The sequence below is a fragment of the Rhodovarius sp. genome (assembly GCF_040399605.1).
Classification (GTDB): Bacteria; Pseudomonadota; Alphaproteobacteria; order Acetobacterales; family Acetobacteraceae; genus Rhodovarius; species Rhodovarius crocodyli_A.
Map to the genome: position 1 here is coordinate 18,462 of NZ_JBBARU010000011.1, position 24,505 is coordinate 42,966.

24 protein-coding genes are annotated in these 24,505 nt (G+C 66.5%); 13 read left to right on the plus strand and 11 right to left on the minus strand.

What is annotated here, in order from left to right; all coding sequences use genetic code 11:
• Nucleotides 1-8: 8 nt before the first annotated feature.
• The gene (locus ABWP84_RS05465) at nucleotides 9-1,244 is read right to left on the minus strand and encodes a class I SAM-dependent methyltransferase (RefSeq protein ID WP_353210992.1); all 1,236 of its coding nucleotides are present in this window, start codon (nucleotides 1,242-1,244) and stop codon (nucleotides 9-11) included.
• Between the two features lie 147 nt (nucleotides 1,245-1,391).
• On the opposite strand from ABWP84_RS05465, the gene rpoZ reads away from it, so the two are divergent.
• Both rpoZ and ABWP84_RS05475 read left to right on the plus strand, forming a co-directional pair.
• Entirely contained in the window at nucleotides 1,392-1,769 is a 378-nt protein-coding gene (gene rpoZ / locus ABWP84_RS05470) for a DNA-directed RNA polymerase subunit omega (protein WP_353210993.1), read from the plus strand.
• A 9-nt stretch (nucleotides 1,770-1,778) separates the two neighbouring features.
• A complete protein-coding gene (locus tag ABWP84_RS05475; RefSeq protein WP_353210994.1) occupies nucleotides 1,779-4,046 on the plus strand; it encodes a bifunctional (p)ppGpp synthetase/guanosine-3',5'-bis(diphosphate) 3'-pyrophosphohydrolase in 2,268 nt (755 codons plus the stop codon).
• A gap of 191 nt (nucleotides 4,047-4,237) precedes the next feature.
• Here the strand turns inward: ABWP84_RS05475 and ABWP84_RS05480 are convergent, their stop codons facing one another.
• Together ABWP84_RS05480 and ABWP84_RS05485 are read right to left on the minus strand one after the other, a co-directional pair.
• A complete protein-coding gene (locus ABWP84_RS05480) occupies nucleotides 4,238-4,564 on the minus strand; it encodes a hypothetical protein (protein WP_353210995.1) in 327 nt (108 codons plus the stop codon).
• Nucleotides 4,564-5,859, minus strand: a complete 1,296-nt coding sequence (locus tag ABWP84_RS05485; protein ID WP_353210996.1) for a sulfite oxidase — start codon at nucleotides 5,857-5,859, stop codon at nucleotides 4,564-4,566. The genes ABWP84_RS05480 and ABWP84_RS05485 overlap by 1 nt, the downstream gene beginning before the upstream one ends.
• 120 nt (nucleotides 5,860-5,979) lie before the next feature.
• Here ABWP84_RS05485 and ABWP84_RS05490 point away from each other — a divergent pair, with 120 nt between their 5' ends.
• Nucleotides 5,980-7,380: a malonyl-CoA decarboxylase gene (locus ABWP84_RS05490; protein ID WP_353210997.1), complete on the plus strand. Its 1,401-nt coding sequence runs from the start codon at nucleotides 5,980-5,982 to the stop codon at nucleotides 7,378-7,380.
• Nucleotides 7,381-7,403: 23 nt separating this feature from the next.
• On the opposite strand, the gene modC is transcribed toward ABWP84_RS05490, so the two are convergent.
• The 6 genes from modC to ABWP84_RS05520 all read right to left on the minus strand — a co-directional run bounded on the left by modC (nucleotide 7,404) and on the right by ABWP84_RS05520 (nucleotide 12,932).
• Nucleotides 7,404-8,507: a molybdenum ABC transporter ATP-binding protein gene (gene modC, locus ABWP84_RS05495; RefSeq protein ID WP_353210998.1), complete on the minus strand. Its 1,104-nt coding sequence runs from the start codon at nucleotides 8,505-8,507 to the stop codon at nucleotides 7,404-7,406.
• Nucleotides 8,507-9,199 carry a molybdate ABC transporter permease subunit gene (gene modB / locus ABWP84_RS05500; protein WP_353210999.1) on the minus strand — a complete coding sequence of 231 codons (693 nt, stop codon included), beginning with the start codon at nucleotides 9,197-9,199 and terminating at the stop codon, nucleotides 8,507-8,509. The genes modC and modB overlap by 1 nt, the downstream gene beginning before the upstream one ends.
• Nucleotides 9,196-9,969, minus strand: a complete 774-nt coding sequence (gene modA / locus ABWP84_RS05505; RefSeq protein ID WP_353211000.1) for a molybdate ABC transporter substrate-binding protein — start codon at nucleotides 9,967-9,969, stop codon at nucleotides 9,196-9,198. The genes modB and modA overlap by 4 nt, the downstream gene beginning before the upstream one ends.
• A gap of 174 nt (nucleotides 9,970-10,143) precedes the next feature.
• On the minus strand, nucleotides 10,144-10,698 hold the full coding sequence (locus ABWP84_RS05510) for a cytochrome b (RefSeq protein ID WP_353211001.1): 555 nt from the start codon (nucleotides 10,696-10,698) through the stop codon (nucleotides 10,144-10,146).
• 9 nt (nucleotides 10,699-10,707) lie between these two features.
• Complete coding sequence (locus ABWP84_RS05515; RefSeq protein ID WP_353211002.1) at nucleotides 10,708-11,400, minus strand: CBS domain-containing protein; 693 nt, start codon at nucleotides 11,398-11,400, stop codon at nucleotides 10,708-10,710.
• 131 nt (nucleotides 11,401-11,531) lie between these two features.
• Nucleotides 11,532-12,932, minus strand: coding sequence for an MmgE/PrpD family protein (locus tag ABWP84_RS05520; protein ID WP_353211003.1), 1,401 nt, complete (start codon nucleotides 12,930-12,932; stop codon nucleotides 11,532-11,534).
• A 117-nt stretch (nucleotides 12,933-13,049) separates the two neighbouring features.
• Between ABWP84_RS05520 and ABWP84_RS05525 the strand changes: the two genes are divergently transcribed.
• The 9 genes from ABWP84_RS05525 (at nucleotide 13,050) to mazG (ending at nucleotide 22,320) form a co-directional block, all read left to right on the plus strand.
• Nucleotides 13,050-14,036 (plus strand): lytic murein transglycosylase, encoded by a 987-nt coding sequence (locus ABWP84_RS05525; protein WP_353211004.1) that lies wholly within the window; start codon nucleotides 13,050-13,052, stop codon nucleotides 14,034-14,036.
• Nucleotides 14,033-14,923 carry an SPOR domain-containing protein gene (locus tag ABWP84_RS05530; protein WP_353211005.1) on the plus strand — a complete coding sequence of 297 codons (891 nt, stop codon included), beginning with the start codon at nucleotides 14,033-14,035 and terminating at the stop codon, nucleotides 14,921-14,923. Before ABWP84_RS05525 ends, ABWP84_RS05530 begins: the two co-directional genes overlap by 4 nt.
• Before the next feature lie 454 nt (nucleotides 14,924-15,377).
• The gene (locus ABWP84_RS05535; RefSeq protein WP_353211006.1) at nucleotides 15,378-16,604 is read left to right on the plus strand and encodes a D-alanyl-D-alanine carboxypeptidase family protein; all 1,227 of its coding nucleotides are present in this window, start codon (nucleotides 15,378-15,380) and stop codon (nucleotides 16,602-16,604) included.
• A gap of 3 nt (nucleotides 16,605-16,607) precedes the next feature.
• Nucleotides 16,608-17,201, plus strand: coding sequence for a dTMP kinase (gene tmk / locus ABWP84_RS05540; protein WP_353211007.1), 594 nt, complete (start codon nucleotides 16,608-16,610; stop codon nucleotides 17,199-17,201).
• Nucleotides 17,198-18,181 (plus strand): DNA polymerase III subunit delta', encoded by a 984-nt coding sequence (locus tag ABWP84_RS05545; protein WP_353211008.1) that lies wholly within the window; start codon nucleotides 17,198-17,200, stop codon nucleotides 18,179-18,181. The genes tmk and ABWP84_RS05545 overlap by 4 nt, the downstream gene beginning before the upstream one ends.
• A 49-nt stretch (nucleotides 18,182-18,230) precedes the next feature.
• Nucleotides 18,231-19,736 (plus strand): methionine--tRNA ligase, encoded by a 1,506-nt coding sequence (metG, locus tag ABWP84_RS05550; protein ID WP_353211009.1) that lies wholly within the window; start codon nucleotides 18,231-18,233, stop codon nucleotides 19,734-19,736.
• Nucleotides 19,733-20,506 carry a TatD family hydrolase gene (locus tag ABWP84_RS05555; protein WP_353211010.1) on the plus strand — a complete coding sequence of 258 codons (774 nt, stop codon included), beginning with the start codon at nucleotides 19,733-19,735 and terminating at the stop codon, nucleotides 20,504-20,506. Before metG ends, ABWP84_RS05555 begins: the two co-directional genes overlap by 4 nt.
• Nucleotides 20,503-21,294 (plus strand): MBL fold metallo-hydrolase, encoded by a 792-nt coding sequence (locus tag ABWP84_RS05560; protein WP_353211011.1) that lies wholly within the window; start codon nucleotides 20,503-20,505, stop codon nucleotides 21,292-21,294. Before ABWP84_RS05555 ends, ABWP84_RS05560 begins: the two co-directional genes overlap by 4 nt.
• Before the next feature lie 237 nt (nucleotides 21,295-21,531).
• Nucleotides 21,532-22,320 (plus strand): nucleoside triphosphate pyrophosphohydrolase, encoded by a 789-nt coding sequence (mazG, locus tag ABWP84_RS05565; protein WP_353211012.1) that lies wholly within the window; start codon nucleotides 21,532-21,534, stop codon nucleotides 22,318-22,320.
• A gap of 101 nt (nucleotides 22,321-22,421) precedes the next feature.
• On the opposite strand, the gene ABWP84_RS05570 is transcribed toward mazG, so the two are convergent.
• Together ABWP84_RS05570 and ABWP84_RS05575 are read right to left on the minus strand one after the other, a co-directional pair.
• The gene (locus ABWP84_RS05570; protein WP_353211013.1) at nucleotides 22,422-22,841 is read right to left on the minus strand and encodes a hypothetical protein; all 420 of its coding nucleotides are present in this window, start codon (nucleotides 22,839-22,841) and stop codon (nucleotides 22,422-22,424) included.
• Between the two features lie 56 nt (nucleotides 22,842-22,897).
• Nucleotides 22,898-23,689 (minus strand): enoyl-CoA hydratase-related protein, encoded by a 792-nt coding sequence (locus tag ABWP84_RS05575; protein ID WP_353211014.1) that lies wholly within the window; start codon nucleotides 23,687-23,689, stop codon nucleotides 22,898-22,900.
• Nucleotides 23,690-23,749: 60 nt separating this feature from the next.
• Here ABWP84_RS05575 and ABWP84_RS05580 point away from each other — a divergent pair, with 60 nt between their 5' ends.
• Nucleotides 23,750-24,502: an arginyltransferase gene (locus ABWP84_RS05580; protein WP_353211015.1), complete on the plus strand. Its 753-nt coding sequence runs from the start codon at nucleotides 23,750-23,752 to the stop codon at nucleotides 24,500-24,502.
• The last annotated feature ends 3 nt before the right edge of the window (nucleotides 24,503-24,505 follow it).

A 24,505-nucleotide genomic window follows, 5' to 3' on the forward strand; every position in this document is an offset into this window, starting at 1 on the left:
CCAACGGTTCAGCAGGGCGGGAAATCAAACCCCTCCAGCCGGCATTCCGCTGACCCGCCACCGCCGAACAGCCGTGTCGCCAAGCTGCGTTTGCGCAATTCCATCACCAGCCGCGCTCCGCCCTGGATGCCCGCGATGGTCACCACATTGGGGCCAGGCAGCAGCACATGCTCTTGCATGTGGTTGGCGCTGATCTGCAAGTTCAGCGGGCCGGGGCCTGGATTGTGCAAATGCATCACCAATGCCAGCTCCCGGGGCAGGGCGCCGAAGCGCATTGTGGCATCGGCGGTCAGGGTCAATCCGCCCGTCCCATCGGCGGTGATCCCTTCGCTCTCGGCCAGCGCCTGCAGCCATGCCATGCCGTGCAGCGCCCGCCACCGGCCGGCCAGCACCTGGCCCAAAGTGGGGTCGAGCACATTCTCGACAATGGGTTCGAGCCCGGCCAGGGCCAGGCAGCGGCGGATGAAATCCAAGCTGAAGCCGCTTTCGAACCAGCCATGCTTGCGCATGACATAGAGCGATTCCCCATCCAGCCGCAGGCCCCAATGCGGCCACCAATGGGCCTGCACCGGCTCGCCCGCCATCAGGATATGGCAGCCGGGATCCTTGTTGAGGGTGGTGGCGAAGCGGCGCAGCACCTCCCATGGCCGCAGCGCGTGATGCAGGCATTCATAGAACAGCACCTGGTCCACCGGATGGGCGGGGCCCCAGTGATCGAATTCGCCAATATGGGCGGTGATAGGCAGGCCAAGCCTGGCGGCACGGCGGTTCACCAGAGCGACGAATTGCGGGTTGATGTCCATGGCCACCACCTGCAAGCCCGCCTGGGCCATGAATTCCGATGACAGGCCCCAGCCGCAGCCCATATCGAGCAGTATGGAGCCGCGCCTGGGATCGGCCAGCCGCAGCACGCTCAGCAGACGTGTCAGGTGATCGGAGAATGGTTTGGGGAACCAGTGATCATAGGCGTTGGGCGCGGCGACATGGCGGTCTATATCGATGTCCACCTGTTCATTGGCGGCCTGGTCCAGGCCGCGACCGGAAATTTCACGATGCAGATCAAGCTGCTGCTGCAGCCATTGCGGCCCGAAGGGGTCCAGGCTGGTATCGGGGCTGGTGGCGGGTTGGTAGTGAGCGCGGTCAAGCATCGCGCGGGCAGCCGGATGGCCAGGACCGCCCAGGGCATCAATGCGCCTGACGAAGCAATCGAGGTTATCGGCCGTCAGTGAAATCATATCATTCATTCTTGGGATATTATTGCCGAATTGCAGCGATTGGCAAACTTATGGCGCAACTGCCAACTGCTTGCCTTTCTACCCCGCCATGGCTATCTGAAGGTTTACGCGTCCCCGGAGTTGAACGAGGCGCGATCTCTTTGCCCAGGAGCACATATGGCCCGCGTTACCGTCGAGGATTGCATCCTTCAGGTCCCCAACCGCTTCGACCTCGTGCTCTACGCTGCCCAGCGCGCCCGCAATATCAGCCGCGGCGAAACGCTGACCCTGGACCGCGACAATGACAAGAACCCGGTGGTGGCGCTGCGCGAAATCGCCGAGCAAACCGTGGGACTGCCCAATATCGAAGCTGATCTGGTGAAGAGCCTGTCCCGTGCGCCGGAGCCAGAGCCGGTCGAGGACGAGGTGATGGACCTCATCGCCACCGACGAGAATATCTTTGGCGTTATGGACGTCAACGAAGAGATGCCGGGCGGCGAAGAGCCGGTGGATATCGAAGCCGCGATCGGCGCCGAACTCTTCGGCGAGGAATAAGGCGGCGCCTTGGCGCCCAGGCAGCACCCCACCCGCAGCCCGGCCCCGCAAGCGCCGGAGGGGTTGAACGCGGGTTCTGCCATCCCTGGCCTTGATGCGGCGCTGGCCTTTGTGGCCAGCGCGGTGGAGGGGGACCCCCGGCTGGATGGCCAGGTACTGGCGGATGCCGCCCGGCTGGCCGCCACCGCCCATGCGGGGCAGGTTCGCCGCAATGGCGAGCCGTATATTATTCATCCCATTGCCGTGGCCGAGATTTTGGCCGGCTATCGGCTCGATACCGCCACCCTGGCCACCGCCCTGCTGCATGATGTGGTGGAGGATACCCCCACCTCGCTGCCCGACATCAGCCGCCGCTTTGGCGCTGAGGTGGCCAAGCTGGTCGATGGCGTCACCAAACTCAGCCGGATCGAGGTGCAGTCCGAGCGCACCAAACAGGCGGAAAACCTGCGCAAACTGCTCATGGCGGTCAGCGAGGATATTCGCGTCCTGCTCGTCAAGCTGGCCGACCGGCTGCACAATATGCGCACGCTGCACCATGTGCCCAAGCTGGAGAAACGGGCGCAGACGGCGCGCGAGACGCTCGATATCTATGCTCCCCTGGCCGAGCGCATCGGCATGGAACGGCTGAAGACCGAACTCGAGACCCTGGCCTTTCGGGAACTCAACCCCGAGGCCTGGCGGGGTATTCAGGCCCGGCTGACGTTTTTGCGCGGCCAAAGCGCCGATTTGATCAGCGAGATCGAGCACGACATTGTCGAGGTGCTGGGCCGCCACGGCGTCGCTGTCGAGGAGGTGCTGGGGCGAGAAAAATCACCCTATTCGATCTGGCGCAAGATGGAGGCGAAGAATGTCGCCTTTGAAGCCCTCTCCGATGTGATGGCGTTTCGCGTCATCCTGCCCCAGAAGGCGCAATGCTATATGGCGCTGGGGGCAGTGCATGACGCCTATCGCACCATTCCCGGCCGCTTCAAGGATTATATCTCCACCCCCAAGGCCAATGGCTATCAGAGCCTGCACACCGGGGTGACGGTGCCGGCCAAGCGCCATGCCAAAATTGAATTGCAAATCCGCACCCGCGCGATGCATGAAGTTGCCGAATACGGCGTGGCCGCGCATTGGGTCTATAAGCAGGGCGAAACGCAGGAGACGCGCCGCTACCCCTGGATGAAGGCGCTGCTCGAGATTATCGAGACCGCCTCCGAGCCGCAGGATGTGCTGGAGAACACCAAGCTCCAACTGCATAGCGAGAGTGTCTTTGTCTTCACGCCCAAGGGCGAATTGTTCGAATTGCCGCGCGGCGCCACGCCGATTGACTTCGCCTATATGGTGCATTCCCAGGTGGGCGATACCTGCGTGGGCGCCAAGGTGAATGGCAAGGTGATGCCGCTGCGCCAGCACCTCTCCAATGGCGACCAGGTGGAGGTCATCACCGCCCGCGGCGGCAAGCCCAACCCGGATTGGCTGAAATTCGTTGCCACCGGCCGGGCAAGGGCGCGGATTCGGCGTTTTGCCCAGGCGGCCGAGCGTGAGACCCACCGCCAGGAAGGCCGCGCGGCGGTGGCCAAGGCCTTTCGGCAGGATGGGCTGGATTTTTCCGAAAAACTGCTCGAGCCGGCGCTGAAGACGCTGAAACAGGCCAGCACCGAGGAGCTTTTCGTTGCGGTGGGCAGCGGCGCGCTGGGCCCGCGCGAGGTGCTCTTCGCCGCCGTGCCGGAACTGCGCGCGCCGGCCCGTGCGGTGGAGCCGATGATGCTCAGCCGCCCGCGCGGCAGGCTGGGCGGCGGGCCGCTGGTGACAGCACGCGCCGAAGGCCGCAGCGAGGCGGCTGCCGAAGGCCCCATGGCCATCACCGGCCTGCCGCCCGGTACACCGGTGCAGTATGCCGGCTGCTGCAACCCGGTGCCGGGCGATGCCATTCTGGGGATCATCAATACCGGCCGGGCCATCACCATCCATCGGCGGGATTGCCACACGCTGGAGAGTTTTTCCGCCACCCCCGAGCGCTTCTTCGAGGTGGGCTGGGAGGCCCAGCAGAGTGGCGCGCATACCGCCAAATTATCGCTCTGCGCAGCCAATGAGCCCAATGTGCTCTCAGGCATCACCAATGCCATCGCCAAGCAGGATGGTGCCATTGCCTCACTGCGGGTGACCCGGCGGCAGGATGAATGTGATGTGGCGCTGGAGGCGGAGGTGCGCGATTTGCGGCACTTGGCCAATATCATGGCCGGGCTGCGCGCCTGCCCCGGGGTGATACGGGTGGATCGGGCGCGGAGTTAGCCGGCTACTGACAAAACCCTGCTGGGGTGCTCGAGGGGCAAAGCCCCTCGATCTTTTCCCCGCTAGAGCCTGTTCCGTTCGCCTCGGCTCACTGCACAGGCTCTAGGCTTTTATTTGCCGAGCATCTTTATCCGTTCAAACGATTCCGTTTGAACGGATGATGCTCTAGCTATCCATTTTCCAGCCGCCTCTCAGTTGAGAAACGGATTGCGCCCGCGCGCCGGCGCCTGTGCCGGGCCGAAATGCCGCGCCAGGTAATTCACCACCAGGGTGCGATCAGCACCTTCGAGCGGGGTCATGCCGTGGCGCTCGGCCATCCAGTCCATCAGCCCATCCCATTGCGCGTGGGAGAGGCGAGAGCGGCGGATCAGGGCGCTGCTGTGGCAGGCGGTGCAGCCATAGAACACCTCATCGCGGCCTTCGCCATCGGGCAGCACGGTGGGTTCTTCGGCGGTGGCGGCCGGCTGGGCCATGGCCCAGCCGGCGCATAGGCTCAGCGCCAGAAGCAGGCGGCGCATCAACCCACCAGAATGGCTGCGCGGCTGATGGCATTGGCGCCATAGCCTTGCGGGTTCCAGTTTGCCGCGGCGTGCGGCTGCATCCGGCCCTGGCTGTCGGTGGCGCGGTACCAGATCTCGAAATAGCCATCCGAGGGCAGGGCGACGCGCCCGCTCCAGCGTTGCCAGGCATGGCGATTGGCGGGGGCGGCCACGGCCATCTCCTGCCAGGTGGCGCCAAAATCGAGGCTGACATGCACCGCGCGCACCGTCTCATCCCCGGCCCAGGCGGCGCCGCGCAGGTCAAGCGCGCGGGTGCCGGCGGCGATGCGCGCGCCATGGGCGTGGCTGCTCAGGATCGAGCGCACCGGCATCGACGCCATATCCATAAAGCCCGCGCCATTATTTTCCGCCCCCGGCACGATGGGGGTGCGGGGGAGGCGGTAGCTGGTGCCGCCCATGCCCGCGCCATCATGCGGCTTGTCGCGCAGCCAGATGCGGTTGAGCCATTTCTGGCTGAGGCTGCCGGGCCAGCCTGGGGTGATGAGGCGCAGCGGCGCGCCATGGATATGCGGGATGGCCTGGCCGTTCATCCGGAAGCAGAGCAGCGTGTCCTCGTCCATGGCTTTGGCGATGGGCATGCCGCGATTGATGGCCGCGCGGTCGGTCGCGCCAGACAGATGCGGGTCGGCGCCGAAATGCGCGGTGAAGACGGCCGAGGGCTTGAGGCCGGCGGCGGCGAGCACATCGCGCAGCCGCACGCCGGTCCATTCCGCGTTGGAAATGGCGCCATTGCCCCATTGATTGCCCCGGGTGGCGGGGGTGAATTGGCTGCGGCCATTGCCGCCGCATTCCATTTGCAATTGCCGGGTCACCACCTCAAAGCGGCGGGCCAATTCACCCACGGCGAGGTTGAGCGGGGTGTTGACCTCGCCATCCACCACCAGCCGCCAGGCCTGCGGGTCGGCCGCCACGGGCGGGATTTGGCCATTGTTGCGAATGAAGTGGTTGGCGGCCGAGGTGATGGGCTCATCGAGCAGGGTTTCCGGGGTTTCCGCCACCAGCGGGCGCTCGCCCAGAATCAGCAGAGGGCCTTTGCCATCCATGCGCAGGATGGCGCTCTCCTGCGCCAGGGCGGCGGGCAGCAGGCCCTGGGGCATGCGCGCGGCGAAGGGGATGGCGGCGCCGAGGGCAGCGCCCATGCTGGCCAGGGCCGCGCCGCGCAACGTGCCGCGGCGCCCCCAGGCGAGGGCATCGGCCCGCTCGGGGTCGGCCGCATAGAGCGCGGGGAGTGAGATTTCCTGGGCTTTTGACATGCGTGGCCTCCTTTTATGGGAGCAGCCTTAGCATGGCGGGGCGGCCTTGTTCAGACCATTCGCAACCAAGGCCGCACGAGAAGATTGTTTCTTTATATTTCCAGGGATAGGCTGCCAGGAATGCCAGACATCATTCCCAATGAAGGCCTTCTCGACCGTGCGCTGCGCCGGGTCTCCAGCCTCTGGCGGGACATGGCGGAGCGGGTCTCCGGCCCTGAAGAAACCTCCGACCTCGCCGAACAAATGCGGGTCTGCCTCGCTGCGCGCGGTGGCGAGGTTTCGGCCCGCGCCCGGGCGGCGAATTTGGCGCAGGCCTATGTCGCCGCCGATGCTGGAGGGCGGCGGGCGTTTCTGCGAACCCTGGCGAGCTTTGATTCCGACCCTGAGGCAGTGGCCCGCGCCGCCGATGCGCTGGGCGCGGCGCGTGACCCCGAAAGCGCCGCCGCCGCCAAGGTTCGCCTGCGCCGGGCGCTGGAGCCGCCACGGCTGCGGCTGCTGACCCAATTCACCACCATTCCCGACGGGATGAAGTTCCTGGTCGATCTGCGCGGCGAATTGCTGCAATTGGCCGATGGCGATGGCATGCTCGCCGCGCTGGAGGCCGATATGAAGGGCCTGCTGGCCAATTGGTTCGATGTCGGCTTTCTGGAACTGCGCCGGATCGATTGGTCGAGCCCCGCGGCCTTGCTGGAAAAACTGGTCGATTACGAGGCGGTGCACCGGATCAGAACCTGGCGGGACCTCAAGAACCGGCTGGATAGTGACCGCCGCTGCTACGCCTTCTTCCATCCGCGGATGCCCGAGGAGCCGCTGATCTTCGTCGAGGTCGCGCTGGTGCAGGGCCTCTCCGACAGCGTGCAGCGCCTGCTCGACCAGAAGGCCCCGGTGCTGGACCCCAAAGCGGCCGATACGGCGATCTTCTACTCGATCAATAATTGCCAGCGCGGCCTCGATGGCATTGCCTTCGGCAATTTCCTGATCAAGCGGGTGGTGGAGACGCTGAGTGGCGAATTGCGCGGCTTGAAGCATTTCGCCACCCTCTCGCCCATTCCCGGCTTTGCCCGCTGGCTGGCCGAGCGGGAACAGGCGGCCGAGGATGGCCTGCTGCAGGAGGGCGAGGCCATGGCGCTGCGAAAGGCCGCCGCGGTGCCGCCCGCCACCCACCCCACAGCGGCGCTGGCGCTGTTGATGGCGCGGCGGAACTGGCCGCGTGAGCCGCTGCTCAATGCCACGCTGGAGCCCATTTTGCTGCGGCTCTGCGCCCGTTATCTGCTGAGCGAGGGTGGCCGCAACCCCAAGCGCGCGCGCGACCCGGTGGGCCATTTCCACCTCTCCAATGGTGCGCGGGTGGAGCGGATCAATTGGCTGGCGGATACCTCGGCCAAGGGCATGGCGGAGAGTGCCGGGCTGATGGTGAATTACCTCTATGATCCCGGCAAAATCGAGGATCATCACGAGGCCTATGCCGGCGAGGGCAAGCGGGCGGCATCGGCCATGGTGCGCAAGCTGCTCAAGGCTTAAGCCGGGCAGGCCGGGCCGCGCGGTTATGGCGGCGGCGGCGGCGGCACGGCATGGTCGAAGGTGACGGCCTTGATCACCGCCCAGACCGCAAGGCCCGGCCGCAGCCCCAGCCTTGCGATGCTGTCCCGGGTGACGCGGGCGAGGATGATGCTGGGGCCGAGCGCCAATTGCAAAAAAACCTCGGGCGAGGATGTCGCATCACCCACCGACACCAATTGGGCAGCCAGAACATTCTGGGTGGAGATGCCCCGCGGTGGTTCTGTGGCCACCGCCACATCACGCGCGCGCAGCCGGATGCGGGCCTGGCTGCCAATGGGCTCGGCGCGCAGCGGCACGGCAAAGCGCCCGCCGGGGAAATCCAACTGGGTGAGGCCGCGCACCTGGTCATGGGCTGCGATGCGGCAGGTGAGCAGCGCGCCGGCATCGCGCCGGGCGGCCAGTGGCAGATCGGTGCGCGCGGCCAGCGCCTCGACCGGGCCTTGCGCCAGCACCCGCCCCTCGGCCAGCAGCACCATCTGGTCGGCCAGGGCATCCACCTCATCGAGCGCATGGGTGACGTAGAGGATGGGAATGGCGGCCGCATCGCGAAGCCGGGCGAGGAAGGGCAGCACCTCGGCGCGGCGGGCGGCGTCGAGCGCGGCAAGGGGCTCATCCATCAGCAGCAGCCGGGGGCGGGCGAGCAGGGCCCGGCCGAGGGCCACGCGCTGCCGCTCGCCGCCGGAAAGCCGGCCCGGGCGGCGGGCCAGCACATGCTCAAGGCCCAGCAGCGCCACCACCTCCTCAAAGCCCGGGCCTGTGGCCTGGGCCGGCGCGCGGCGCAGGCCATAGCGCAGATTGGCGGCGACGCTGAGATGGGGAAACAGCCGCGCATCCTGAAAGACCATGGCAAAGCGGCGCCGCTCCGGGGCGGTGAAGAGGCCCCGCGCCGTGTCGAGCAGCGCCTCGCCCGCCAGCGCCACCCGGCCGGATTCGGGGCGCAGCAGCCCTGCCACCGCCGCCAATATGCTGCTCTTGCCGCAGCCCGAAGGGCCGAACAGCGCCGTCACCCCGGCCGCGGGTGCGGTGAAGCTGGCATCAAGGGCAAAGCCCGCCCGACCATAGCGGTGGCGCAGCGCAACCTCGAGCATCAGCCGCGCCCGAGCAGCATATGCATCCGCCGGGCGATCCATTCGGCCAGCAGCAGGCCCAGCATGGCCAAGGTGAAGGAGATCAGCGCAAGGCGCCCTGCCACCGCCTCACCGCCCGGGGTTTGGGTGGCGGTGTAGATGGCCAGCGGCAGGGTCTGGGTCTCGCCTGGAATATTGGCGGCAAAGGTGATGACGGCGCCGAATTCGCCCAAACCCGCGGCAAAAGCCGTGACCGCACCGGCAAGGATGCCGGGCGACATGAGCGGCAGGGTCACGGTCAGAAACCGGTCGAGCGGGGAGGCGCCGAGGCTGGCCGCCGCCGCCTCCAGCCCGGGATCGACATTCTCCAGGCCCAGGCGCACCGCGCGCACGATCAGCGGAAAGGACATGACCGCCGTGGCCAGGGCTGCCCCCCCGGTGGTGAAGACCAGGCGGATGCCGAACCATTCATAGAGCGGCGCGCCAATGGGCCCGCGCAGGCCAAACAGCATGAGCAGCCCCCAGCCCACCACCACCGGCGGCACCACCAGCGGCACATGCACCAGCGTATCAAGCAGCATCCGGCCGGCAAAGCGGCCCCGCGCCAGCGCCCATGCCACAGCCACGGCCGGGATGAGCGACACCAGCACCGAGCGGGTGGCGACATCGAGGCTGAGGCGCACCGCCTGCCATTCCTCCCCCGAGAGTATCATGGGGCGGGAATGAAGCCGTGGCGGGCCCAATGCGGCATCGCCTCTGGCCCGGTGAGAAAATCCAGCAGGGCGCGGGCCTGGGGAAGCTGCTGGCCCTGCCGGGTCAGGGCAAAGGGGTAGGTGATGGGCGGATGGCTTTCGCGCGGGAAGCGGCCGATCACCCGCAGCCCGGGCATGGCCTGCGCATCGGTGGCATAGACAATCCCGGCCGGCGCCTCGCCGCGTTCGACCAGCAGCATGGCGGCGCGCACATTGTCGGCGCGGGCCAGGCGGGGGGCCAACGCGTCCCATTGGCCCATCCAGGTGAGGGCGGCGCGGGCATAGCGGCCGGCGGGGACATGGGCTGGGTCAGCCATGGCCAGCCGCCCGCCCGGGCCGAGCAGCGCTGCGAGGGCGGTGCCGGGGCTGAGGGTGATGGGCTGGAGGCTGCCGCGCCCGGCGATGAGCACAAGCGCATTGCCGATGGGGCTGCTCCGGCTGGCCTCGGCAAGGAGGCCACGCGCTTGCAGGTAATCCGCCCAGGCTTCATCGGCACTGATGAAGAGCGCGGCCGGGGCGCCCTGTTCGATCTGCCGCGCGAGGGAGGAGGAAGCCGCGAAGGCGAGGCGAGGCGGCTGATGGCCCCTTGCCGCCCATTGGGCGGCGAGGTCGCGCAAGGCCTCGGTGAGGCTGGCGGCGGCGAAGATGGTGGACGGCCCAGCCTGGGCGGCGGCCGGGCCGGCCAGGGCCCAAACCAGGGGCGAGGCGGCGGCGAGGAGGCGGCGGCGCATCTTCATTCTCCCGGCCACGCTGTATCCTTACCGATATAGCGGGGGCGGGGCGGATGGTCGAGCGGCGCGGCTTGAGAGCCTGTTCCGTTCATTAAGGCACACTGAAATGGCTCTAATGCTCTGTTTTTTAGTGTTTTAATCCACTCAAACGAGGCCGTTTGAACGGATGAAGCGCTAGCCGCGCGGGTAGCGAAACGGACCGCTGCGCGGCAGCATGCGCAGCAAGCCGCCATCCTGCAGCACGATGTTATGGAACACCGCCGCCGCCGCATGCAGGCCAACGAGTGCGAGCAGGGCATGCGCGCCGAATTCGTGCAGCCCCTCCATTTGCTCACCAAGGCCGCGATTGGCCGAAAAGGGGGAGGGCAGGGTGAAGAGGCCAAGCACCATCACCACGCGCCCCTTCAGCCACATCATGCCCAGGCCGAGCAGCGGCACCGCCAGCATGGCGGCGTAAAGCCCCCAATGGGCGAGCCTGGCCATGCGCTGGATCATCGGGTTGCCCTCCAGCCGTGGCAGGCCGGGAATGATCAGCCGCCACAATGCCAGCAGCAGCGTGAGCGCAAGGCCCAGCAGGCCGAGTGAGGCATGCAGCATGGTGACAAGGTTGCGCGGCGCGCCGCGGGGGAACTCCTCCATCACCAGCCCCAGCGCATAGCTGCTGAAGATGCCCAGCGCGATCAGCCAATGCAGCGCTTGGATGATGGCGGAATGGCGTTGTGCGATCATGCTTGGCGCCTAAAGCGTGGCGCGCAGCAGCAGCGGCATGGGCGCCATCGCGTCATGCACCGCACCAACCCCGGCGATGCCCTGTGCCAGCATGATCAGCCCCTGGCGGATCTTCTCTGAGCGCGCATAGCCATGCAGGGTGACCACGCCGGCAGTGACATCGGGATAGACCCAATATGTATCCACCCATGGCTGCTCGCGCATGGCGGCGAGGAGCGCTTGGCGGATCGTGCTGTCTTTCTGATGCGCCCCGGGCTGGGGCATAGCGCCGAGCACGGCGCGCAACAGATCGGCACGGCTGACTATGCCCACCAGCCTGCCATCGCGCAGCACCAGCACCCGGCGGATGGCATGGCTTTCCATCAGCCGGGCGATCTGCTCGGCGGAGGCCTCCTCGGTGACGCTGGCCAGTTCTGCCGTCATCACATCGCGCGCGCAGGCGCCATGCGCCTTGGCAAAGCGCTCGACCAGCGGCTTGGTGCCGCCGAAGAGTTGCAGGAACCAGCCAAAAGGGCCGGGGGGCTGGTCGGCAAGGCGGCGGATAAGGTCGCCCTCGGTCACAATACCAATGGGCTGCCCTTGGGCATCCACCACGGGCACGGCGGAAATGCCCCGCGCGGCCAGCAATTCGGCGAGGGCCGCCACCGGCATATCCGGCGGCACCACGACCAGGCTGGTGGACATCAGTGTCTTGGCAATCATCGAAGCCTCCCCTGCCGCGGCGGCGCTGCGGCCGAGGAGTAGCCTGCCTTGAACCGGCGCCCATTGTCCTTGCGCCAAATCAACCGAGGGTGGGGGCGGATCGCCGTGCAGCGGCGCGGCGGCTGGCGCTGTTACTCCCCGGCCATGCGCAGAGACGCCTGGGGCGTGCCCAGCCGGGTGAGCGTGGTCACATCATCGGCCAGATGCAGGTTCAGCGCCGCATCGGCCAGCTCCGCCGCGCGCGCCTCGCCCAGAATGGCATCGGCCAGACCATGGAATTTGGCCCGCAGCTCGGCCTCGGAGAGGAAGTTGCCGGGTTCGCCCTTGGGCACCGTCACCATCTTCACGAAGGTCTGGCCGCGTGCCTGAATGGTGAGCTTGCCAGCCATATTGGTGGGGAATTCGGCCTCGACCTCCGCGTCGAAATCGCAGCCAATCTTCGGCAGCAGGGCGCGGATCGTGGGGTCCTGCAACAAGGCATAGCTGTCCCAGCCAAAATACCCATAGGCCAGCGCATTGGCCACCACGAAGGGCCCACTGAACTGGCCATCCACCACATTTTGCGGGTTTTGCTTATAGGCCAGCGGTGCGCCCACCAGCTTCATGCCCTTATGCGGCAGGCCCATCAGCACGCTCTCGATTTCCTCGGGCTTGAGGCCATGCTCGGCGCGCAGGGCGAGGGCCGCATCCACCCCTGCATGGCCGTAGCGGCAGGAGGGGTAGGGCTTTACGGCGGTTTCCATCAATTCGAACACAATGCCCAGATCCTGCACCGCGCGGGCCGGGGTGGGGTTGGGCGCATAGGCCTGCAGGAAGCCGGCGCGGCCCTCGAATGCTTCAGAGGCACCGCGGAAACCCTCGCGCGCCAGCAGTGCGGCGGAGAGGCCGTTCATCGCCGCCCAACCCACCTGGAAGCGCTTGGTCCAGGCGCCATTATGCAGAAAGGCTAGGCTGCCGGCGCATTGGCTGAGCGCGATGCCAAAGGCATTTTCCACGCCATCGGCATCGAGGCCCATGACGCGCGCGGCGGCAGCGGCGGCACCAAAGGCGCCGCAGGTGGCGGTGGGGTGGAAGCCGCGATCATAGTGATCGCCGCCCGGCAGGGCCAAAGAGAGGCGATTGGTCACCTCATAGCCGGCCACGATGGCGGCCAGCACATCCTCGCCCCGGGCGCCGGTCATTTCGGCGGCGGCGATAGCGGCGGGGATGACCGGTGCGCCGGGATGCAGCGTAGCGGCAGCATGGGTGTCATCAAAATCGAGGCTGTGGGCGAAGGCGCCGTTCAGCAGGGCGGCGCCATTGGGCGTCCAGCGGCTTTGCTCGCCGAAGACGGCGTGGTTGCCGGCGGAGAGGCCCATCGCCTTGGCGGCGCGGATCAGCGAGGCGCTGCTTTCGGCATCGTGGCGGCCACGCAGCATATTGCCCAGCAGGTCGAGCAGCAGAAAGCGCGTGCGCTCCTGCACCGCCCCCGGCAGGGCGCCATATTGGATGGAGGCGGAGTATTCGGCAAAAATGCGGGTGACGGCGACCATGGCGTTATCCTCGGTGAATTTGGTCCAGCGTAACCCCAAGCTTCGCTTTTGGCCAATCCATGGCCCAAGCTTTGATTGCATCGCATTGGGCGCCATGGCAGGCAGAGAACTATGTTGATGCGCCGTTCCCTGGCCGCCCGAGTCGCGGCGCTGTCGGCCCTGCCGTCTGTGGGTTTTGCCCAGGCCTCGGGGAGTTTTGAAGCCTTTCTGGCCGGAATCCGGCGTGAGGCGCAGGGGGCTGGCGTTTCCACCGCCACGCTGAACCGCGCCTTTGCAGGTATCCGCCCAAATGAGCGGGTGCTGGAACTGGATCGCCGCCAGGCGGAATTCACCATCTCCTGGGAGGCCTATCGCGATGGCCGGCTCAGCGCCGCGCGGATTGATGCCGGCCGGCGCGCCTATGCCGAGAATCGTGGCTTGCTGGCCCAGGTGCAGGCGCGCACCCGCGTCTCGGCCCGGGTGGTCATGGGGATTTGGGGGCTGGAGACCAATTACGGCGGCTTCTGCGGCAATTTCAGCGTGGTTGAGGCCTTGGCGACGCTGGCCTGGGAGGGCCGCCGCGCGGCCTTCTTCCGGGCCGAATTGCTGGCCGCGCTGCGCATCCTTGATGCCGGCCATATTGCGCCAGAGCGCATGAAGGGCAGCCATGCCGGCGCGATGGGCCAGCCGCAATTCATGCCCAGCAGCTTCGAACGCCTGGCGATGGATTTCGATGGTGATGGCAGGCGCGACATCTGGGACAATCGGGCCGATGCGCTGGGCAGCATTGGCAATTACCTCGCCCGCAATGGCTGGCGCGAGGGCGAGGCCTGGGGCTTTGAGGTGGTGCTGCCCGCTGGTTTCGACCGCGCACTCGCCGAGCCCTCCCGCCCGCGGCCAGCGACGGAATGGCCGGGTCTCGACCAATGGGCGCGGATGGGCGTGCGTCGGGCCGATGGGGGGCCATTGGGTGCGGGGCAGGGCGGTATCATCCTGCCGGCCAATCAGGAGCGGGGTTTTCAAGCCTTCATGGCGCTGCCGAATTTCCACGCCATCCGCCGTTATAATCCGTCCAATTTCTATGCGCTGACCGTGGGGATGCTGGGCGATCGTGTGACGGCATGAGGCTTGCTCTTTGCCTGTTATTGGCGCTTGCCGGCTGCACGATAGGCCCGCCCATCCAGCCCGAGCCGCGCTATGAGGTCGGCCAGCCCTATCAGATGGGTGGCTTTTGGTCCTACCCGCGTGAGGCGTTTTCCCTGGTGGAAAGCGGCTTGGGGGTGGTGGTGGAGGCTGCAGGCCCCCGCCGCACCGGCAATGGCGAGGTATGGGAGGCTTCTGCCATGCTGGCCACCCATCGCAGCCTGCAATTGCCGGCCATTATCACCCTGACCAATTTGGAAAATGGCCGCGCACTGAGCCTGCGGGTCAATGATCGCGGGCCGGAGCAGGCCGGGCGCATGGTTGGTGTCTCCCGCCGCGCCGGCGAATTGCTGGGGGTGGCACCAGGGGCGGTTTTTCAGGCCCGGCTTGAGGTGCAGGCCGAACCCTCGCGCGCATTGGCTGAAGGGCTTTCGGGCGGGGCGGCCAGCAATAGCCCGACGCTGGTGATGAATGCTGCGCCGGTGGGCCGGGTGGAGCGTGAGAGCCTGGCACCGCCCGAAGGGGCCAGGGCGGGGGCGGTGCGCGCTACCCCCGGCCGCGCCGCTTTGGCCGAGGTCACGCAAGCCAATACTGTGAGCCTGCCGCCGCTGCTCCTGGCTGAGGAATTGCGCCAGGGGCTGGCCATGCCCGGGCGGCTGTTTCTCGATGCCGGCAGCTATTTCACCTATGCGCTGGCGCAGCGCCAGGCGGGGCGGATCGGGGCGCGGGCCGAGCCGGTGGGGCCACGCTCCCGCCAACAGGAATTTCGCGTCCGCGCGGGGCCTTTTGTGAGCGTGGCAGAGGCGGATGCGGCGCTGCAGCGCGCCCGCGCCGCAGGGTTCCCCGAATTGCGGATCGTGGTTGAATAGCCGGCGTTAGTAGGCGGCTGAAAAACCCTGGTGGCGGTGTAAAAAAGAGCGAAAGGGCTTTGCCCTTTCGCACTCACCCACCAGGGTCGACATGTATGTCGACGATTTTCCTGGACCTTTGATTAATTTTTTCTCTTAAAATTGAAGTATTTTTCTTCATATAAATTGAGTTGTATTTTTTATAATAAAATTAAACAATCATATTGAATATGTTATAATTAAAGCTGCAAATTAAACGAAGGTGCAGGAAACTAAGTTTCCTGCTGGGGTGCTCGAGGGGCAAAGCCCCTCGATCTTATTTAAGCTCGCTATTCGTTAATCCGATCAGATAAAATGTTTCGAGCGGATAAACAGAACCACCATACAAAAGCCAAGAGCCTGTGCAGTGAGCCGAGGCGAAGGGAACCGGCTCTAATCGGCTTGAGCGGCAACCGCCACGAGCGTAAGCCAAGCCATGGTCAAGCATCCCGAATCCCGCCGCGCCCTTCTTGCCGCTCCGGCATTGCTGCTGGCGCCCCCCGTGCAGGCCCAGCCGCAGCGCCCCAACCCAGGCGCCGCCCGCCCGGCCAATCGACCGCAGCCGCGCCCGCCGGGTTCGCCCGCCTCCAGCCCGCTGGGGCCCATCGATACCGCCGCGCGCCAGGCCATTATTACTGATTTTGAGACCGGTGCGGTGCTGTTGGAAAAGGCGGCGGATGAGCGCATGCCGCCCTCTTCGATGTCCAAGCTGATGACCATGTATATGGTGTTCGATCAGTTGAAGCAGGGCCGGCTGCGCCTCGATCAGACCTTCACCGTCAGCGAGGCCGCCTGGCGGATGGGCGGCAGCCGGATGTTTCTCGAACTCGGCTCCCAGGTGCCGGTGGAGGCGCTCTGCCGCGGGGTGATCATCCAATCCGGCAATGATGCCTGCATCGTGCTGGCCGAGGGTATTGCCGGCAGCGAGCGGCAATTCGCTGAGATGATGAACCAAAAGGCGCGCGAGATCGGCCTCACCAACTCCAATTTCCGCAACGCCACCGGCTGGCCTGACCCCGAGCACCGGATGACCTGCCGCGACCTGGCCCATCTCGCCGGGCGCGTCATTCGTGACTTCCCGGAATATTATCGGTTTTATGGCGAGCGCAATTTCCGCTGGAACAATGTCAGCCAGGAAAACCGCAACCCGCTGCTGGCCCGGATGAACGGCGCCGATGGCATGAAGACCGGCCATACTGAGGAGGCGGGCTATGGCCTCACCGGCACGGTGAAGCAGGGCGAGCGGCGGCTGATCATCGTTACCAATGGCCTGCCCAGCATGGCGTCGCGGGCGGAGGAGAATGTCCGCCTGCTGGAATGGGGTTTCGGCAATTTCGAGAATGTCGTGCTGTTCCGCGCCGCCGATGAGATCGAGCGTGTGCCGGTGCATCTGGGTGCATCGCCCTCCGTGCCGCTGGTGGGCGGGCGCGATGTGGTGGCCACCCTGCCGCGCAGCTGGCGCCAATCCATGCGGGCGAGGCTGCGCTATGATGCGCCGCTCGAAGCGCCGGTGAGCCGTGGGCAGGAATTGGGCCGGCTGGAGATTTCCGGCAGCGGCGTGCCGCCGATGGATCTGCCGCTCTATGCCGGCGCTGATGTCGAGCGTCTGGCCCTGTTGCAGCGCATTCCCGCGGTGATGGGGCGGCTGCTCGGGCGGGGTTGAGGCGTGTTTATCACCCTCGAAGGCGGCGAGGGGGCGGGTAAATCCACCCAGGCCCGGCGGATTGCCGCCCATTATGCCGCGCTGGGCCGGCCGGTCTTTCTGACTCGTGAGCCCGGCGGCACGGCCGGGGGCGAGGCGCTGCGGGGGCTGCTGCTCTCACGCGGCTGGGAGGGGGGGGCCGAGATGCTGCTGCATTTCGCCGCCCGGCGTGAGCATGTGACCCGTGCCATACGCCCCGCTTTGGCCGCGGGTGCCGTGGTGGTGTGTGACCGTTTTGCCGATAGCAGCTTGGCCTATCAGGTGGCCGGGCAGGGCGGTGCGCGGGCGATGTGGCAGGGCCTGGTGGAACTCACCCTTGATGGTGTCTGGCCTGACCGGACATTCCTGCTCGACCTGCCGCCCGAGGCGGGGCTGGCGCGCGCGGCCCTGCGCGGCGATACCAACCGCTATGAGACCCTCGGCCTGGACTTCCATGGCCGCATCCGCCAGGCGTTTTTGCACCAGGCGGCGGCAGAGCCTGCGCGTTTTCGGGTGATCGACGCCACCGCGCCGCTGGATGGGGTGACGGCGGCGATCTTCGCTGGATTGCCGGCGTGAGCACCCTCGCCCCGCGCGAAAACCCCGCCCTGATTGGCCATGAGGCGGCCGAGGCGGCGCTGGCGGCGGCCGCGCGTGCTGGGCGGCTGCATCATGCCTGGCTGCTCACCGGCCCGCCGGGCATTGGCAAGGCGACGCTGGCCTTTCGCTTCGCCCGCTGGCTCTTGGCGGGGATGGAGGACGGCCCAGGGCTGTTTGTGGCAGAATCCAACCCGGTGTTTCGCCGCGTGGCCTCGGGCGGCCATGCTGATCTCCTGGCGCTCTCACCCAATACCGGTGAGAAGGGCAAGCGGCAGATGATTCGGGTGGATGAGGTGCGGGGCCTGCGCGGCTTCATGAGCCTGACCCCGGCCGAGGGCGGGTTTCGCGTGGTTGTGCTCGATGAGCCCGAGACCATGGATGCGGCCGGGCAGAACGCCATCCTGAAAACCCTTGAGGAGCCGCCGGCGCGGGCGGTCCTGCTGCTGGCCTGCTCGGCGCCGGGGCGGCTTTTGCCCACCATCCGCAGCCGCGTCCGCCGCTTGGAGTTGCAGCCCCTGGCCGAGCCGGTGATGGCCGGGTGGCTGGCCGCCGCCATGCCCGATATGGCAGGGGCGGACCGGGCGATGCTGGCGCGCCTCTCGGGCGGCGCGCCCGGCCGCGCCCTGGCCCTGGCCGAAGGCGAGGGCCTGGCCATGGCCCGCCTGGCCGAGGAGGCGCTGGGCGGCGTTGCCGGCAGCCGCGCCCTGGCCCTGGCCGAGGCCGTGGCAGGGCGCGATGTGGGGCCCATGGTCACGTTTTTTGCCCTGCTGCGGGCGGCGTTGGCGGCGGGTGTTCGGCAGGCGGCGCTGGGCGGGGCGGCGCCCTCCTGGCTGGGCAGCCGGCCCATCGCCGAATGGGGTGAGATTTGGGGCCGGCTGGGCACCCATGCGGCCGCGGCGGAGAAACTCAGCCTGGACCGCAAGCAGGCGGTGCTGGTGGCGCTGGGCTGGCTGCGCTGAACGCCACCGCAGGGTAGCGCCGGCGCGCTTCACGCGGCATATCCCTTCCATGCCCCGCTATTTCACCACGCCCATCTATTACGTGAACGACAAACCCCATGTCGGCCATGCCTATACCACGCTCGCCGTGGATGTGCTGGCGCGCTGGCATCGCATGGCGGGGGAGGAGGTGTATTTCCTCACCGGCACGGATGAACACGGCCAGAAGGTGGAAAAAGCCGCGGCCGATGCCGCCATGGCGCCGCGAGCCTTTTGCGACCAGGTCTCCCAGGCGTTTCGCGACCTCACCGTGACCATGGGCGTCTCCAATGACGGCTTTATTCGCACCACCGAGCCCCGGCATTACGAGGCCTGCCAGGCGCTGTGGCGCAAGCTGGAGGCCAATGGCCATATTTATCTCGGCCATTACGAGGGCTGGTACGCGGTGCGCGACGAGGCCTTTTACGGCGAGGATGAATTGACCGAGCGCGATGGGGTGAAATATGCCCCGAGCGGCGCGCCGGTGGCCTGGGTGAAGGAACCTTCCTATTTCTTTCGTCTCTCAGCCTGGGGCGATAAGCTACTGAATTTTTATGAAACGCATCCGGATTTCATCCTGCCGGCCAGCCGCCGCAATGAGGTGATGAGTTTCGTCAAATCCGGCCTGCAGGATCTGAGCATTTCGCGCACCAGCTTTTCCTGGGGCGTGCCGGTGCCCGGCGATGCGGCGCATGTGATGTATGTTTGGCTCGATGCGCTCACAAATTACATCACGGCCCTTGGCTATCCCGCTGATATTCCAAAATTCTGGCCGGCTGGTGTGCATATGGTCGGCAAGGATATCCTGCGGTTTCACGCGATCTATTGGCCGGCCTTTCTGATGGCCGCCGATTTGGCCCCGCCGCGCCGGGTTTTCGCCCATGGCTGGTGGACGATCGAAGGCCAAAAAATGAGTAAATCCCTTGGCAACGCCATCGATCCTGTGAAATTGGTTGAGGAATTCGGCCTCGATGCGGTGCGGTTTTTCCTGCTGCGCGAGGTGCCCTTTGGCCAGGATGGCGATTTCTCCCGCCGCGCGCTGATCCAGCGGCTGAATTCGGAATTGGCCGATAGCCTGGGCAATCTAGCCAATCGCACCCTGAGCCTCATCCAGCGCAATTGTGAGGCGCGGCTACCCGAGCCCGGCGCGCCCGATGCGCTATGGGCCGAACACATCGCAAACCTGGCAACAACGGTCGGCAATCATCTGGAATTGCAGCAATTCCATGCGGCGTTGGAGGCGATTTTCGCCGCCATTCGTGCCGCCAATGTCCACATCACCGAACAAGCCCCCTGGGCGCTGAAAAAGACCGACCCGGCGCGCGGCGTCGCCGTGCTGCGGGGCCTGCATGACGCGCTGCGGGTGATCGCCACGCTGCTCACCCCCTTCATGCCCACCACCATGGCGGCGATGCTCGACCAACTCGGCGTGCCCGAGGATGCGCGAAACCTCGCCGCGCTGGCCACACCGCTGCCCGGTGGCCTCGCGCTGCCACCGCCGGCACCACTCTTCCGCAAGCTGGATTTGCCGGCATGATCATCGACAGCCATTGCCATCTCGACCATTTCTCCGCCGAGGATCAGGCTGAGATTGTCACCCGGGCCGAGCGCGCTGGCGTGGCCCGCATGGTCACCATCGGCACCCGCCTGCACCAGGCGCCGGTGCAAAAGGCCATTGCCGAGCGCTTCTCTCAGGTCTGGTGCACGGTGGGCGTTCATCCGCAGCAATCGGGTGAGAACGACATCCCCTCCGTTGCCGATATCGTCGCCACCGCCGACCATCCGCGGGTGATCGGCATTGGCGAGAGTGGGTTGGATTATTTCTACGACAAAGCCCCGCGCGATGTGCAGCAGGAGAGTTTCCGCCGCCATATCCGTGCCGCGCGTGAGGCCGGCCTGCCGCTATGCATCCATGCCCGCGACGCCGATGAGGATGTCGCCAGGATCTTGGCGGAAGAGCAAAGGGCAGGGGGCTCCTTTGCCTTTTTGCTGCATTGCTTTTCCTCGGGCCGCGGCCTGGCCGAGGCAGCCCTCGCCATGGGCGGCTACCTCTCCTTCTCCGGGATTGTTACCTTTCCCAAAAGCGAAGAGAACCGCGCCATCGCCCGGGATGTGCCGCTGGATCGGCTGCTGGTGGAGACTGACAGCCCCTTCCTCGCGCCCGTGCCCCTGCGCGGCAAGCGCTGTGAGCCGGCCTATACCGTGCACACGGCGAGGGTGCTGGCCGAGGTGAAGGGCGTGGCCGAGGCCGAGATGGCGCGCATCACCACCGAGAATTTCCATCGGCTTTACGCCAAAGCGGCATGAGGCTGCGGGTTCGCCTCCTGGGCACCGGCCCATCGCCCGGCGTGCCCAATATCGGCGGTGATGACGAGGCCGGCGATTGGGGCGCTTGTGACCCCGCCGAGCCACGCAACCGCCGCACCCGCACCGCCGCGCTGATCGAAGCCGCGGATGGCACGCGATTGCTGATCGACCCCGGCCCCGATATCCGCGCCCAGCTTCTGGCTGCCCGGGTGGCCCGGCTTGATGCCGTGCTGATCACCCACGCCCATGCCGATCATGTGATGGGCCTTGATGAATTGCGCGCGGTCAATCGCGCCACCGGCCAAGCGCTTGCGGTGCATGCGATGGCAGAGACCCTGGCCGATCTGACCCAGCGCTTTGGTTATGCCTTCCTGGCGCCCACCCGGGGGTTTTACCGCCCGGCCTTGCTGCCCTTGGTGGCCGAACCCGGCAGCCGGCTGCAGATCGGCCCGCTCAAGCTGGAGTTGATTGAACAGGACCATGCGGTGATGCGCACGCTGGGCCTGCGCATTGGCGGCTTTGCCTATTGCACCGATGTGGTGCGCCTGCCTGAGGCGAGCCTGGCCGCCTTGCAGGGGGTGGAGGCTTGGGTGGTGGGCTGCTTCCAGCATGAGCCGCATCACGTGCATGCGCATCTGGCCTTGGTGATGGAATGGTCGGCGCGGATTGGCGCGCGGCGCACTGTGCTCACGCATATGAGCAACAGGCTGGATTTCGCCAGCCTCAAGGCCGAATTGCCGCCGGGTTTTGAGCCCGGCTTTGATGGCATGGAACTCAGCCTGGGCTGAACCGGTTGGGCTGAACCGGCCAACCGCCAAATCCATCATTATCCCCAAGATCATGTCCAATATGGCGCCATGCCATGCCGGGCCAAAACTTGTCCCAAGTATCCCCCGGAGTTTTCCCCACCATATCCACAGGACAAAATTGTCCATAATATATCTTATGCGATAACTTGGCCTGTGGAAATCTCGGTTTTGTCGGGCACACCGCGCCTGCCAGCCCAGGCCATGCTATCAGCGGGCATGACACAGACGCCGATCGACCAATTGCTCACCATCATGGCCGCGCTGCGTGCCCCAGCCACAGGCTGCCCATGGGACCAGGTGCAGGATTTCGCCTCAATCGCGCCCTACACCATTGAAGAAGCCTATGAGGTCTCAGATGCCATCGCCGCCGGTCCAGAGCCGGCGCAATTGAAGGATGAGTTGGGCGATTTGCTCTTCCAGGTGGTCTATCACGCGCAAATGGCGCAGGAGCGCGGCTGGTTCGGCTTTCAGGATGTGGCCGAGGCGATTTCCCAGAAGATGATCCGCCGCCACCCGCATGTGTTTGGCGATGCCGCTGCGCGCGATGCCGGCGCGCAAACCGCCGCCTGGGAGGCGCAAAAGGCCCAAGAACGCGCCGCCCGGGCCGAAACCGGCACGCTGGCCGGGGTGCCCAGCGCCCTGCCCGCCCTCACACGCGCCGAAAAACTCACCAAACGCGCAGCGCGCGTGGGTTTCGATTGGCCCGATGCCGCGAGCGTGCTCGATAAGTTGGAGGAGGAAGCCGCCGAATTGCGCGCAGAGCTGGCCGCCGCTGAGCCCGCGCGCCTGGCCGATGAACTGGGTGATCTTCTCTTCGTGCTGGCCAATCTCGCCCGCAAACTTGGCCTGAACCCCGAGACCACGCTGCAGGCCGCCAACCGCAAATTCACCAGGCGGTTCGAATTCGTGGAGGCGGCGCTGGCCGCCCAGGGCCAGGCGCCGGCGGATGCGACATTGGCCGAGATGGAGGCCGCCTGGCGCGCCGCCAAGCTGTCGGGGCTGTGAAGCCTTTATCGGCCTGGACGACGCTGCGCGCTCGCCCGCTTCTGCCAGGCCGCGCGATATATTCCCATTTTTAAAAATGGGCTTTAATTCCAAGTGAGGCTTCAGCGTTTCGTGAGGCTTAAATTATAGCTGCAGCCCTGCCGGCTGGCCTCACCGCTCATGCGCCGGCCCTGAAAGGTGCCATTCGCCGCCATGGTGCCATCGGCAAAGCGCACCATGCCATCGGTGGTGATGGTGCCCTCCAGCGTATCGCCACGACGAAAAGTGAGTGCTGCGCGGCCGCCATTGACCGTCATCGCCGCCGGCAGGCTTCGCGTGCGGCATTCACGGCCCTGCCCTGCTGCCAATTCTGCCCGCCCGCTCCATCTCCCATCCAGCCCCGGCGGGGCTGCATTGATCGCCGAGGGGGCGGGGGTGGGCGCGATCAGCGGCGCCGGCACCGGGGCTGGCGGTGGCGGCTCGCTGGCGCAGGCCATCATCAGGGCGGGGAGAGCGAAGAGGCTGGTGCGAAGCAGGCGCATGGTGAGGTCCTTCCTGGATACCCCACAGCAACGCGCCCCCCGGGCAAAAGTTTGCCTCAGAGCGCCCAGGCCGGTTTGCGCTTCTCGCGGAAGGCGGCGATGCCCTCCATCGCCTCATCGCTCGCCGCGGTGCGGCCAAAGCTGCGCGCCCCCGCCTCGGCATAGCCTGCCGGCGCCACGGGGCCGAGGGCGGCGAGTAGCGCCTTGGTCTCCGCCAGCGCCTGCGGCCCGGCCTCGGCAATCAGGCCGATGCATTGCGCCACCATGGCGTCCAGCCCGGGCTTATCCGCCGCCATGCCGTGCAGCAGGCCGATCTGCCGCGCTTCCTCGGCATCCAGCACCCTACCCTCCAGCACCATGCGGGTGGCCTGCGGGCGGCCCATCCGGCGCACCAACCAGGGCAGAATCTGCGCCGGCACCAGTCCGCGGCGGACTTCAGGGGCGCAGAAGCGCGCATCGGCGGAAGCAAAGGCGATATCCGCCGCGCAGACAAAGCCCAGGCCACCGGCATGGGCGGCGCCCTCAATGGCGGCCACCACCACCTGGGGCAGGCGGCTGATGGCCTCGAAGCGGGCACCGATGCTGCGGTTGCGCGCCTGTTGCGCGGCCAGGCGCTGCTCGGGCGTATCGCCCGCCGCCACCTCGGTCAGATCCAGCCCGGCGCAGAAATGCCCGCCCGCCCCTGAGAGCAGCACGACGCGCACCGAGCGATCCTCGGCCAGCGCGGCGAGTGCGGCATCCAGCGCCTCGCCCATGCCCCCGCCTATGGCATTGCGCCTGGCCGGCCGATTGAGGGTGAGGCGGGCAAGCGGGCCCTCGCGGGTGAAAAGAACGGTTGGCTGATCCATAGGGCATCTCCATCGCGGCTTGATTTCCACCGCCGCTGCCGCGATGCTGCCACAGACATCATGACCATGCACCGCACCCGCCGGCCGCAATTCTTCTACACCACGGCGCCGCTGCCGTGCCCCTATCTGCCTGGGCGGATGGAACGGAAAATCGTCACGGAATTATCCGGCGCGAGTGCCGATTCATTGCATGACAGGCTCTCGCGCGCGGGGTTTCGGCGCAGCCACAATATCGCCTATTCGCCGGTCTGCCCCGCCTGCCAATCCTGCATCCCCATCCGCATTCTGGCCGATGCATTCCGCCCCGGGCGGACCCATCGCAAGCTGCTGAAGGCGCTGGCGGGGGTGAGTGCGCATCGCATGCCGGCGCGCGCCTCGGCCGAGCAATTTTCGCTGTTCCAGCGCTACCAGCAGCGCCGCCACCAGGATGGCGATATGGCGGCGATGGGCTTTTATGATTACCGCGCCATGGTGGAGGATACGCCGATCTCCACCGGCATCGTCGAATTCCGCAGCCCCGATGGCACGCTGCTGGGCGCCTGCCTGACGGATTGGCTCAATGACGGGCTTTCGGCCGTCTATAGTTTTTATGCGCCGGAGATGGCGGGGCTGGGCACGCTGGCCATTCTTTGGCTGGTGGAGGAGGCGCAGCGCAGCGGCCAGCCCTATGTCTATCTGGGCTATTGGGTGCCGCAATCGCGCAAAATGGCCTATAAGGCGGCGTTCCGCCCAGCTGAGGTGCTGCGCGGTGGGGTGTGGCAGCTTCTGGATACAACGGTGGTGCCGGAAATGGCGGAGCTGAGCGCCGAGTAGAGC

Coding starts and splice junctions, on each gene's coding strand:
- ABWP84_RS05465 (WP_353210992.1), bottom strand. CDS start 1,244: ATGAATGATATGATTTCACTGACGGCCGATAACCTCGATTGCTTCGTC.
- rpoZ (WP_353210993.1), top strand. CDS start 1,392: ATGGCCCGCGTTACCGTCGAGGATTGCATCCTTCAGGTCCCCAACCGC.
- ABWP84_RS05480 (WP_353210995.1), bottom strand. CDS start 4,564: ATGCGCCGCCTGCTTCTGGCGCTGAGCCTATGCGCCGGCTGGGCCATG.
- ABWP84_RS05485 (WP_353210996.1), bottom strand. CDS start 5,859: ATGTCAAAAGCCCAGGAAATCTCACTCCCCGCGCTCTATGCGGCCGAC.
- ABWP84_RS05490 (WP_353210997.1), top strand. CDS start 5,980: ATGCCAGACATCATTCCCAATGAAGGCCTTCTCGACCGTGCGCTGCGC.
- modC (WP_353210998.1), bottom strand. CDS start 8,507: ATGCTCGAGGTTGCGCTGCGCCACCGCTATGGTCGGGCGGGCTTTGCC.
- modB (WP_353210999.1), bottom strand. CDS start 9,199: ATGATACTCTCGGGGGAGGAATGGCAGGCGGTGCGCCTCAGCCTCGAT.
- modA (WP_353211000.1), bottom strand. CDS start 9,969: ATGCGCCGCCGCCTCCTCGCCGCCGCCTCGCCCCTGGTTTGGGCCCTG.
- ABWP84_RS05510 (WP_353211001.1), bottom strand. CDS start 10,698: ATGATCGCACAACGCCATTCCGCCATCATCCAAGCGCTGCATTGGCTG.
- ABWP84_RS05515 (WP_353211002.1), bottom strand. CDS start 11,400: ATGATTGCCAAGACACTGATGTCCACCAGCCTGGTCGTGGTGCCGCCG.
- ABWP84_RS05520 (WP_353211003.1), bottom strand. CDS start 12,932: ATGGTCGCCGTCACCCGCATTTTTGCCGAATACTCCGCCTCCATCCAA.
- ABWP84_RS05525 (WP_353211004.1), top strand. CDS start 13,050: ATGCGCCGTTCCCTGGCCGCCCGAGTCGCGGCGCTGTCGGCCCTGCCG.
- ABWP84_RS05530 (WP_353211005.1), top strand. CDS start 14,033: ATGAGGCTTGCTCTTTGCCTGTTATTGGCGCTTGCCGGCTGCACGATA.
- ABWP84_RS05535 (WP_353211006.1), top strand. CDS start 15,378: ATGGTCAAGCATCCCGAATCCCGCCGCGCCCTTCTTGCCGCTCCGGCA.
- metG (WP_353211009.1), top strand. CDS start 18,231: ATGCCCCGCTATTTCACCACGCCCATCTATTACGTGAACGACAAACCC.
- ABWP84_RS05555 (WP_353211010.1), top strand. CDS start 19,733: ATGATCATCGACAGCCATTGCCATCTCGACCATTTCTCCGCCGAGGAT.
- ABWP84_RS05560 (WP_353211011.1), top strand. CDS start 20,503: ATGAGGCTGCGGGTTCGCCTCCTGGGCACCGGCCCATCGCCCGGCGTG.
- mazG (WP_353211012.1), top strand. CDS start 21,532: ATGACACAGACGCCGATCGACCAATTGCTCACCATCATGGCCGCGCTG.
- ABWP84_RS05570 (WP_353211013.1), bottom strand. CDS start 22,841: ATGCGCCTGCTTCGCACCAGCCTCTTCGCTCTCCCCGCCCTGATGATG.
- ABWP84_RS05575 (WP_353211014.1), bottom strand. CDS start 23,689: ATGGATCAGCCAACCGTTCTTTTCACCCGCGAGGGCCCGCTTGCCCGC.
- ABWP84_RS05580 (WP_353211015.1), top strand. CDS start 23,750: ATGACCATGCACCGCACCCGCCGGCCGCAATTCTTCTACACCACGGCG.